Genomic DNA, 10,951 nt, shown 5'->3' with positions numbered 1-10,951 from the left:
CTCACCGGTAACAGTCTTATCCCGAACTGACCTTAGTTACACACCAATCTTGGTTTTTCGACTCAACCAATAAGCCGCCAGAACGCCACTCAAAAAGCCAAAGAGATGTCCTTCCCAGGAAACACCGGGGCGACCGGGTAAAACGCCCCAAATCAAACTACCGTAAGCAGAACCCACCACAAGCGAGAGCATAATGCCCGTGAAGCTGCGCTCGAATAACCCTCTCAGGAGGAGAAAACCGAGGTAGCCGAAAATCAAACCGCTGGCACCGACGTGATAGCCTGGGGAACCGAACAGCCAAACCCCCGCCCCCCCCACAACAATAACGATCGCCGTGGCGAGCCAAAAATCCCGGATACTGCGCACCATCACTAACCATCCGAGGGTGATGAAAGGAACGGTATTGGCCATTAAGTGAGGGAAATTACCGTGAAGAAAGGGCATAAAAAAGATACCCCACAAGCTGCTCGGGTGACGCGGTAAAATACCAAATTGGTCTAATCCGCCACGAAAAACAATAAAATCGGCAATTTCAACAATCCACATAATGGCAACAAAACTTGCCAAAATTGTCACCTGCGTTTTCAAGTTGCGGGCGAGATCGCTCGTATTTTCTTTATTCATGACATCTGTAAATGTGGTGGTTGAATATAGCGAATGACGCAACATGCAACGTTATGTCTCCTCACGTATTGACCGAGCCGAAAAATTCCCCCTTTTCCCCGCTTTGTCAGGTTTTGGATCGTTAAGTTGCACGTGGCGTTAATGGTTCTAGCTTCTAGGGTAACAACTCGAGCGAAGAGCCTGCACGGAGTTGGATGGGAGCGATCGATCCACCACTGAGTATAATCAAGAGAACAACTCATAAAGTTTTGTAAATTAACTTTGCCATAAACCTCTGTTTTATGAATTCCGAAAACTTAAACCAAATTTCCACTCAGTTAGAAAGTCCGAACGTGCGCGATCGAATGTTGGCGTTGGCTTCTTTAAGACAAGTTCCCCCCGCCGATGCGGTACCGCTGATCAAAAAAGTCCTCGACGACGAGAACCTTCCGATTCGCTCGATGGCCATCTTTGCATTGGGCATCAAACCCACGGAAGAGTGCTATCCGATTTTGGTGCGCCTGCTCGAAACCGACCCCGATTACGGCATTCGCGCCGATGCAGCCGGGGCCCTGGGCTATTTACAAGACGGACGCGCTTTTGAACCCCTGGTGCGGGCATTTTACGAAGATACTCAATGGTTGGTGCGTTTCAGTGCTGCGGTCTCTTTAGGCAACTTAAAAAATCCCCAAGCCTACGACGTCTTGATCGAAGCCCTCGAAAGTGAGGAAGTCGTGTTGCAGCAAGCTGCAATTTCCGCACTCGGAGAAATAAAAGCCACCGCAGCCCTCGATCGATTACTCAACTTTGTCCAATCCGACGATTGGCTAGTGCGGCAGCGTCTGGCTGAAGCTTTGGGATATCTTCCCGGTCCGAAAACTATTTCCGCACTTCAGTACTTAATGAAAGACTCCGACGCTCAAGTGGCTGCTGCGGCGAGACTTTCCCTCGAACGACTCCAAGAGGGGATTTCGGAGGCTTAATCGATATCTGCTAGAAAAGAAGGGATAAGAAATTTATAGCAACCGCGCCTTGCGGTTAGGATAACGCCGGACAATTGTGTAATATAGCGCTACGCAAATGTGTTAGGACATCTACAAAATCTACAAGCTATAAATAGCAAGGTTTGGACTGATGGCTGAATGCTGATAGCGCGTGGGCTTACTGCTATAAACCCACGATCGTTTTCCCCGAGAGCAAGCGACACACCTGAAGCTCACTCAAACTGGAATTGTAACTGTTGAACCGAACTTGCTATAATTCTCGAGACTCGATCGCCATTGTTAATATTACCGTCAATAGACCGGTAATATCATGCCTTCACGAGCCAAAACCGAATTTGGAAATACTGCTTTGATTTCGTCATCGAGTTCGTCGAGAAAATCGTCGGAGTGACTAGGTTCGTGGTGGAAAATCACCAGAGTTTTCACGCCAGCGGCTTCGGCAATTTTCACCCCTTCTTCCCACGTTGAGTGACCCCAACCGATTTTCGGGGCTTTGGGATTGTGGTACTCTTTGTCGGTGTACATGGCATCGTAAATGAGCATATCTGCGCCCTGAGCCAGTTTGATAACGTTATCATCTAGGCGATCGGGGTAGTGCTCGGTATCGGTACAATAAAATACGGAATGCCCGTTCCAGTTGACTCGATACCCCATGGCATTATTAGGATGGTTGAGATGACCGGTCTCGAAGGTAATGTCATCCATCTCAAAGGTATCGCCGCAAACGATGTGGGTAAATTTGAGATCGGCCTGCATCCCGGCCAACGGAATGGGAGAATTGGGATGGAGAACGCGCTCGATAAAATGTTTCTCTAGGGAATCGCCATTTTGAGGCAGCGTCCCGTAGATATGCAAGCGATGACCTTTGACAAAAGCAGGCGTAAAGAAGGGAAACCCTTGAATGTGATCCCAATGATAGTGAGTAAAAAACATATGGGTTTCCGGTGGGAGATCCTGCATGAGGTCTTTACTCAATTCTTGCAAGCCAGTCCCGCCATCAAAGATGAGACGTTTTCCTCCGATATGCATTTCAATACAGGAGGTGTTACCGCCATAACGAACGGTATCCTTTCCGGGGGTGGGAATACTACCTCTGACACCCCAGAACTGGATAACAAAATCAGAGGATGTGCTTGTTTCCATAAAAAGTATCGGGGACAGCCTTACAACATCAATTATCTAAGGAGGAGGTGTGACATCCGGATAGATTGAGTGCCGATCGACCCAGACTCCCATACTTGGATCGTAGCAACTAATTTCTGGGTTCAACAGGTGTAAGGAGGTGGCACTGTGCCCGATGGTGCAATAAGCGATCGCACAGCACTAAAGCCATCATCGCCTCCACCATGGGAACTGCACGGGGCAACACGCAGGGATCGTGCCGTCCCTTGGCTGCTAAAACTGTTTCTTGGCGATCGCGGGTTACGGTGTTCTGTTCTTTTCGGATGGTAGCCGTCGGCTTGAATGCGACTCGGATGATAATATTTTCGCCATTACTGATGCCGCCCTGAATTCCGCCCGATCGATTGGTCCGGGTACGGATTTCTTTGGATTCGTCGAGATAAAACTCGTCGTTGTGCTCGCTACCGGTTAATAGGGTTCCAGCAAACCCAGAACCGATTTCAAATCCCTTGCTTGCAGGCAGGGACATGACTCCTTTGGCCAGATCGGCTTCTAGTTTATCAAAGACCGGATCGCCCAACCCTTTGGGAACGTTCCTCGCCACGCATTCCACCACGCCACCCACAGAATCTCCCTGGCGGCGAATTTGCTCGATGCGTTCGATGGCTTTTTGGGCAAATTCGGCATCGGGACAGCGAACGATATTGCTTTCAACTTGTTCGAGGGTGACGGTATTGGGGTCGACGACACCTTCTAAGTCTTGGATGCGCTTAACGTAACCGACAATTTCGACCCCGGCAACTTGCCGCAGAATTTTCTTAGCGATCGCTCCAGCTGCCACCCGTCCGATGGTTTCTCGGGCCGAAGAGCGACCCCCTCCCTGCCAGTTGCGGATGCCGTATTTTGCGTCGTAGGTGGCATCGGCGTGAGAGGGACGATAGGTCTGGGCCATTTCGTTGTAGTCTTGGGGTCGCGTATCCTTGTTGCGCACGAGGATGGCGATCGGAGTTCCCAAGGTTTTACCTTCAAACACCCCAGAGATGATTTCGCAGGTGTCGGTTTCTTTTCGCGGGGTCGTAATTTTGCTCTGACCCGGACGACGGCGATCCAACTCAAACTGAATTTCTTCCGTGGAAATTTCTAGTTGGGGAGGACAGCCATCGACGATCGCACCAACGCCACCTCCATGAGATTCTCCGAAGGTGGTAATGCGAAATATATTTCCGAAGGTGTTGCCCACTGATGTTTGCAGAGTAAAGTTTACGTTTTGAATATCTTTATCTTAACTCTGAGAGGAGAATTCGCACCACGTTCGGGTGACCGTGGGTTGGTGATGGAGATCGGTTGTGGGAAAAGGGTAGGAGAGGCGAGGTGGCTCTGAGGTGTTGAAACTGTTCGAAGGTTTGGGCGATGAAGGGAGTTCCCACATCTTAAGGTTAGGGAAAAGACCGCAGGATAGCTTGAAGGTTGCTTGAGAAGGTTCGTGGCCGGACCGTTGTCAATCTCGATCGGGGAGCGAGAACCGATCTCCGTTTATCTGTTCGAGATCCTCTGGCAACCCAGAGCCATTTTAGTATTTTGGCGCTAGCAAAGTTCGACCATGCCGCAGTCATCGACGAGGTAGCACAGGGCGCGAAAACGGAGTCCGACGAGTTGGTCGTAAAACGGGTTTAGCTTGCACATGGGCGGAACGTGTAGCAAATGACGGCCAAACAGGGTAATGTCGCGCTCGAACGGGCATTGCGCGGGAATGGCTTTAAATAAGAATAATGCGATCTTGCGATCGTGGACTTCTCGGGTATCGAGCCACTGACGTACGGGTTGTAGCAGATTTGACAGTAATTTACTCATAACTTTAACACTTAATAAAGTTCGCCTGGGGTGAACTGTTTTTAGCGTTCCTATTACTTAGAATAGAGAGTTTGAGTCGATTCTGGGTAAAGGGATGGAAATGAATAACTGAATTTCAATAAAGATTAAGTAAAGCCCAAAAAATGATGAATTTTGAGTAGCGAAAAGCTTTACTTATCAAGCGTTATACCCTTTTTATCGGATTAGTATTTGTTTAGTATATTTCGATACAAAAAAATAAATCGATCGTAATTTAGCCAGAAATAGAGACAAAAAGAACGATGGTGCAAATAGGGTATGGCTAAGTCTCAAAAGGTATTAGGAGAGTTTGGGCTATATCTAGGCTTGATTGTTGCTAAAGTCTTACGAGCAGTGCGATCGCCACGAGGAGTTGTACGGGCAGGGGAGCAAAGAGTAAGCTTAAACACAGACAGATGACAGCCACGATCGCCGCACCGATCGATTCAATTTCTTCTGCTAGCTCGAAACTGGCACAAACTGCTGTAGAACCGATAATCAAGCACAGGAAAGACCACAACAGCATCTTAAATACCTCCAAATGTTTCGCTCGAACTCGATGTACTTCCAAATTAGAAGCATCAAAGGTTGACCGAAGTGGAGTGGTGACACTTTCTCAATTTGCACGCAACATTCTGCACGGGATTGGACGACAGATGTTCTGAGGGGTCTTTGTCGTGCCATATCCGCACTCTCGGGTTAGATTGGAGAGGGCCAATCGTTCAATTGGACGCAATATTCTTGCTGGCGATAAATGCGCAATAAAAAGGAGCACCTCACCTCAAAGCGAAAAAATTAGGAAAGTCTGCGACCCCGATCCTAGCTGTTACGTGCTAGAACCGTACCTTCACTTTAAGAGTAAGTTGCTCCGCGTTAACAGATCCCTTGACACTCCCTATTGTTATATTGAATGCCTTGAGTGTCATCAGCCATTTTGCCGATCTTCTCGTTTGATGGAAATGAGTGAGATTATCGCGATCGAGAAATAGAATTTTCCCTCGTTTTCTTCGACTCACAACAAGCCAAAAATGTCAATCCGTTAAATGGCTGAACATCCCTCGAAGATTTCCGCGAGCCATCGAGACTGACAAGGGATCAATCTTCTGGAACGGTTTCCGATGGGTGATGCTTTTTGACTCTCGATGATTTTTCGCCGACCATATCAAACTCTCCCTCGACGAGTGGTTTTTTCTTCAGGTTGGCATCCGGCTGAGTTGTTGGAGTCCCCTTGGGGGTCGCGTTAGAATTCGCGGGAGGCGTTACGGATTCGAGTTGGGCCATGGATGTCTCTAAAGGTGCCAGGGTCTCAGCCGTACGAACCTGCTGCTGAAGTTGCTCTGTGGAAGACACCAACCCGCTCAAACCGTTGACCAATCGCCGGATATTTTCCCGAAAAGCCGGATCTCCAGTGAGATCGTCGAGATCGGAGGTAATTTTTTGCACGTTTTGAAAGGTTGTGCGTGCGGAATCGAGGGTTTCTTCGATCAACACCATATTGGTCGGATCGTTGACCATTTCGCTCGCTTCGCGCAAATTTGCCGAGGCTTGGGCGGCATTTTCCGAGAGAACGATCGCATTATTGGTAATTTCTTCAAGATTGCCGGCGATGGTGGCACTATCAAAATTACTCAGTTCTCCCTCAACTCGCGTTAAGGTTTCACCAGCGCGATCGAACGTTTCTCCGGCGATATTGAGGGTTTCGCCAGCGAGATCGAACGTTTGACCGGCGCGATCGAATAAAGGTGTGAGGTTACCCGCCACCAGCCGCAGTTCCTGGCTGAGTTGACCGAGATTATCCAAAGTACCAATCAGGCGGGTGCGATTATCATCGACCAAACTATTCACGGAAACCGCCAAACGGGAGATTTCATTGGCAGTGACGCTCAACTGGTTGGCGGTCGCGCCAAAGGTATCGGTGGTGGCAATTGCGTAATCGGATAAAATTCCCAGTTCTTGTTCGAGGGCGCTGCTCAAAACAGATAGGTCTTCGGTGAGGTCGGCAACTCCAGCAGCCGCCGTGGCTGAATTTTCCGTCAGGGTAGCGAGTTGGGCGACGAATTCGGGATTGCTGAAGGCTTTGGTAAATGCGATCGAAGATCGAGCCAGTTGGGCGAAGCTCACCCCCATTTCTCCAGGCAGGCGATCGTTCTGGCAGATCATCTCGTTGGAGTTGCAATCGGATGACATGGGATTCGCCCCAGTAGCCAGGTTCAATGCACTCTGGTCAGCCAACGCAGACGCGGGTGTAATATCAACTGTGGCTTCGCTAATTAAACCGGCTTGATTGGCTTCGATCGTCACATCTCGAGGAATGGCAAAATCAGGGGAGGTAATTTCAACGGTCACGTCTACCCCTTCCGGAGTGGGGGAAATCTGCGTCACTTTACCGACAACCACGCCCCGATACCGGACGACGGAACCCGTTTGAACCCCTAGAACGTCGCTAAACCGAACGATAAACTCATAGCTGCGACGACCTAAGTTCACTCCTTGCAACCAAAGAAACAGCAAAGTGAACAGGCCCATTCCCGTGAGAATAAATAGCCCTAAAGACCCTTCCCTGAGCGTTCGCGATCGCATACTCACTCCTGTCTCCCCAAATCAATAACCGCTCTAAACCTAACTATTTTAAGCTACAGGCGTATTTGATCTGGGGGAGCGACCCTCGTTCGGATACCCGAAACTGAATAACCTTGACATGCATATTGACTATTGTAAATATACAAATATACCAATGTGTATTCCCCTCCGAAAAAAACAAATGGATGCTCTCAACATAGATTCGACCCAATTCGAGCGCATTGCCAAAGCCCTCTCCGATCGACGGCGATTCGAGATTCTTCAAATCGTCGCCGCCCACACCGAATCCTGTTGCAGCCAGATCGGCGAACAAGTTCCCGTGGCGCAACCGACGATTTCCCACCACCTCAAAGAACTAACCAATGCGGGTCTGGTCGTATCTCGCCGAGAAGGTCAGCACTGCTACTACCAGTTTCGTCAGGACGTATTTGCAGCCTATCTCGAACAACTCCGGCTCAGTTTTAATCGGATGGATGAGTCTCGCTAAGGGAGTCTCGTTCGCGCTTAACAATTTCGATCGCACTCAACTCCGATGTTTGGAGGTTCTGTAATATGCTTTGGCTGGTGTTAATCCTCTTAGCCCTGAGCTTGTGGAAAATGAGCGAGCGTCTGAAATCTTTAGATGAAATCTATTCCCTTGCCACGCAAATTGCCAGTATTATTAGCTCGATCTGGGGCTTTTCGATCGCACCCTCGATCGCTCAAATTTTGATTTCGATCTTATTACTCAGTTGGACGTTTTTTTCCGTTCCCCAGGCGATCTACCCCCATCGATAAGCAAGTGAACTGCTGCTTGGCGCTGGGAAATTCAGGAGAAATCACCATGACGACATTCAATTCGATCGACTCCCACTCCATCAAAGGAATTATGCCGTTTGCGAACCCCCCAACCAACGTCCGGTCCGATATTTCTCCGAGGAAAGGCGATCTCGCCGCACCCACCCTCGATCTCGATACCGTCAACTCAAACCTCGCCCAAGCCAACGCCACAGATATCGTTAAGTGGGCGGCCCAAACCTTTGGCAACGGTCTGGTGATGAGTAGCAGCTTCGGAATTCAGTCGGCCGTGATGCTGCACTTGGTGACTCGCATCGTACCCGATATCCCCGTTATTTGGGTCGATACTGGCTATCTACCTCCAGAAACCTATCAATTTGCCGAAGCGATGCGCGATCGACTCGGACTCAACTTACAGGTTTACCAATCACCCATCAGTCCCGCCCGGATGGAAGCCCTCTACGGTAAACTCTGGGAACAGGGTAACGTCGAAGCCCTCGATCGTTACGATCGCCTGCGCAAAGTCGAACCCATGGAACGGGCCCTGCAAGAGTTGGGTGCAACCGCATGGTTGGCTGGTTTGCGCAGCGACCAAACCCAATACCGCAGCACCCTCGAAACCGTCAGCCAGCAGGGCGATCGGTATAAGATTTTCCCGATTCTACCCTGGACGGCAAAGGATATCTATCAATACCTGCAAGCCCACGACTTGCCCTACCATCCCCTCTACGATCTCGGGTACATGACCGTTGGAGATTGGCACTCCAGTCGACCGATGACGTTAGAAGATATGAGCGATCGCGATACGCGATTTGGGGGTTTGAAGCAAGAGTGCGGCTTGCATTTGCCTCAAACCCCAGAAGAAGCGCAGAGTCTCGATTCGAGTTCGTTGTAAAAGAGTCAAGGGTAACCGGGTGTAGGGCGATCGGGTGTAGAATCGTCAGTCGATCTCGATCGATTCTCCCAATCTCCATGTCACCCCATCACCCCACCTCCATTACACCTGCGCGGCTTCCTTGACCAACTTATCCCAACCCAAATCCTTCAAGTTGCTATTGCGGCGCAGAGGACGAGTGGCTAACTCTAGCAAATCGCGGGTATTGGTAAAACCGTGAATCTGAGCGAAGGTGAACTCCACCGACCACTTGGTATTAATTCCCCGCGCTTCCAGGGGATTGGCGTGGGCCATGCCGGTAATCACCAAATCCGGCTGCATTTCGTGAATGCGCTGAAGTTGGTTGTAGTTGTCGGGTTTCTCGATAATCGTCGGCATCGGCGCACCCATTTCCTGACAGGTTTTTTCAAGTAACTTTAGTTCCGCACCCTGGTAGCGCTTGTCCATATAGGGAATGCCGATTTCCGGGACGATCGCGCCGCAGCGAATTAAAAAGCGCGCCTGGGAAATTTCAAGCAAGTTATCCCCCATGAAGAATACCGTTTTGCCGCGAATCAGCTTCACGTAATCTTCCACGCTTTCCCAGATTTGCCGTTCCCGTTCTGCCAAGCCTTTGGGTTCGATGCCGAAGACAGAGCAAATTTTCTCGATCCAGGCGCGAGTACCATCGGGTCCAATGGGAAACGGCGCGCCAATCAGCTTGCACTTGCGACGACGCATGAGGGTGGTGGCCGTGCGACTGAGGAAGGGATTCACGCCGCAAACGTAGTATCCCTCTTCGAGTACCGGTAGTTCGGTGTATCGCTTGGATGGAAGCCAACCGGACACCTTAATTCCCTGCTTCTTCAATTCCAGGGTGAGTTGGGTGACCACCGGATCGGGGAGCGATCCGAATAGTACCAGCGGCGGATGTTCGACGTACTCCGAATCTACCGCTGCGACCTCTTCTTTTTGACGACCGAAGTTGAGCAGTTTCCGGATGGCATTGCGCTCTTCCTTCTCTTCATCGATCGCCTTTTTCGGACACCGGGCCGCCATGGCTGCCATCACGGTATCCTCCCCTTGGGTAAAGGCATAGTCTAATCCATTAGCGCGGGCCACGACGATCGGAATGCCAATTTCCCCTTCGAGTTTCGGCGCGAGACCTTCCAAATCCATCTTGATAATTTCAGTGGTGCAAGTCCCGATCCACACGATGACGCTGGGGTTGCGATCTCGCTTGATTTGCAAGCACAACCGCTTCAACTCTTCGTAATCGTTGAGTTTGGCGGAAATATCCCCCTCTTCCAACTCCGCCATCGCGTAACGCGGTTCGGCAAAAATCATCACCCCCATGGCATTTTGTAAGAAGTAGCCGCAGGTTTTCGTGCCGATCACCAAAAAGAAGCTATCTTCAATCTTTTGGTACAACCACGCAACGCAGCTAATCGGGCAAAAGGTGTGATAGTTACCGGTTTCACACTCAAAGTTTAATGCTTCAGGTTGAGCAACAGTCATCGATTTTTCTCCTAAATATGTAATAAATTCTCAGGTTTTATCTCTGACGCCGACCCAACCCTACCTTGAAGGGTTATTGAAGCTCTTCTAATAAGCCAGAAATTTCGGGATCGTCGTCATCGTCGTCGTCATCGAGGGAGAAGTCGAATGCATTGGTTTCGAAGTCATCGGCGTCGCCGTCTAAACCTTCGAGTCCTCCGAGGTCATCGTCATCATCCGTGACTAAACCCTCTAAGCCGTCTAATCCCCCTAAATCGTCATCATCATCGTCACTATCTAAAGCGCCTAGATCTCCCAAACCACCATCATCATCGTCACTTTCGACATCCAAATCAGCCAAACCTTCTAAGCCATCGGATTCCTCTTCAAACACACCAAAGCCAGAATCTTCCAGTTCGGCGATATCTTCATCATCATCCTCGAGACCGCCGAGACCTTCGAGTTCGTCGGATTCTTCCCCAAAAGCCCCTAACTCGTCATCGGAGTCATCCTCGAGACCGCCGAGACCTTCGAGTTCGTCGGATTCTTCCCCAAAAGCCCCTAACTCGTCATCGGAGTCATCCTCGAGACCGCCGAGACCTTCAAGTTCGTCGGATTCTTCCCC

The 10,951-nt window shown here is 49.9% G+C and carries 11 protein-coding genes and 1 pseudogene; 4 read left to right on the top strand and 8 right to left on the bottom strand.

All coding sequences use genetic code 11. The features are described 5' to 3' along the window. Nucleotides 1-36 precede the first annotated feature (36 nt). Nucleotides 37-624 carry a rhomboid family intramembrane serine protease gene (locus tag AC2215_RS26280; protein ID WP_486812995.1) on the bottom strand — a complete coding sequence of 196 codons (588 nt, stop codon included), beginning with the start codon at nt 622-624 and terminating at the stop codon, nt 37-39. 281 nt (nt 625-905) lie between these two features. Here AC2215_RS26280 and AC2215_RS26275 point away from each other — a divergent pair, with 281 nt between their 5' ends. Further along, on the top strand, nt 906-1,586 hold the full coding sequence (locus AC2215_RS26275) for a HEAT repeat domain-containing protein (RefSeq protein WP_486812994.1): 681 nt from the start codon (nt 906-908) through the stop codon (nt 1,584-1,586). Between the two features lie 312 nt (nt 1,587-1,898). Here AC2215_RS26275 and AC2215_RS26270 read toward each other — a convergent pair whose 3' ends face one another. From AC2215_RS26270 to AC2215_RS26250, 5 genes are all read right to left on the bottom strand, one after another. Beyond that, a complete protein-coding gene (locus tag AC2215_RS26270) occupies nt 1,899-2,750 on the bottom strand; it encodes an MBL fold metallo-hydrolase (protein ID WP_486812993.1) in 852 nt (283 codons plus the stop codon). Nucleotides 2,751-2,859: 109 nt separating this feature from the next. Continuing rightward, nucleotides 2,860-3,969 (bottom strand): chorismate synthase, encoded by a 1,110-nt coding sequence (aroC, locus tag AC2215_RS26265; RefSeq protein WP_486812992.1) that lies wholly within the window; start codon nt 3,967-3,969, stop codon nt 2,860-2,862. 344 nt (nt 3,970-4,313) lie between these two features. Beyond that, a complete protein-coding gene (locus AC2215_RS26260) occupies nt 4,314-4,580 on the bottom strand; it encodes a Mo-dependent nitrogenase C-terminal domain-containing protein (RefSeq protein ID WP_486812991.1) in 267 nt (88 codons plus the stop codon). A 355-nt stretch (nt 4,581-4,935) separates the two neighbouring features. Further along, entirely contained in the window at nt 4,936-5,124 is a 189-nt protein-coding gene (locus AC2215_RS26255) for a hypothetical protein (protein WP_486812990.1), read from the bottom strand. Nucleotides 5,125-5,693: 569 nt separating this feature from the next. Further along, nucleotides 5,694-7,124, bottom strand: a complete 1,431-nt coding sequence (locus AC2215_RS26250) for an MlaD family protein (protein WP_486812989.1) — start codon at nt 7,122-7,124, stop codon at nt 5,694-5,696. A gap of 235 nt (nt 7,125-7,359) precedes the next feature. Here AC2215_RS26250 and AC2215_RS26245 point away from each other — a divergent pair, with 235 nt between their 5' ends. From AC2215_RS26245 to AC2215_RS26235, 3 genes are all read left to right on the top strand, one after another. Continuing rightward, the gene (locus AC2215_RS26245; RefSeq protein WP_486812988.1) at nt 7,360-7,665 is read left to right on the top strand and encodes an ArsR/SmtB family transcription factor; all 306 of its coding nucleotides are present in this window, start codon (nt 7,360-7,362) and stop codon (nt 7,663-7,665) included. 65 nt (nt 7,666-7,730) lie between these two features. Continuing rightward, entirely contained in the window at nt 7,731-7,955 is a 225-nt protein-coding gene (locus tag AC2215_RS26240; RefSeq protein ID WP_486812987.1) for a hypothetical protein, read from the top strand. Nucleotides 7,956-8,001: 46 nt separating this feature from the next. Further along, entirely contained in the window at nt 8,002-8,850 is an 849-nt protein-coding gene (locus tag AC2215_RS26235) for a phosphoadenylyl-sulfate reductase (protein ID WP_486812986.1), read from the top strand. A 102-nt stretch (nt 8,851-8,952) separates the two neighbouring features. Here the strand turns inward: AC2215_RS26235 and AC2215_RS26230 are convergent, their stop codons facing one another. Then, nucleotides 8,953-10,347, bottom strand: coding sequence for a ferredoxin:protochlorophyllide reductase (ATP-dependent) subunit N (locus tag AC2215_RS26230; protein WP_486812985.1), 1,395 nt, complete (start codon nt 10,345-10,347; stop codon nt 8,953-8,955). Between the two features lie 73 nt (nt 10,348-10,420). Continuing rightward, nucleotides 10,421-10,951: pseudogene (locus AC2215_RS26225) on the bottom strand (hypothetical protein); the annotation flags it as partial.

Source organism: Zarconia sp., from assembly GCF_057467645.1.
Note: the sequence above shows the minus strand (reverse complement) of the source record. Positions and strands in the feature narration are given on the sequence as shown.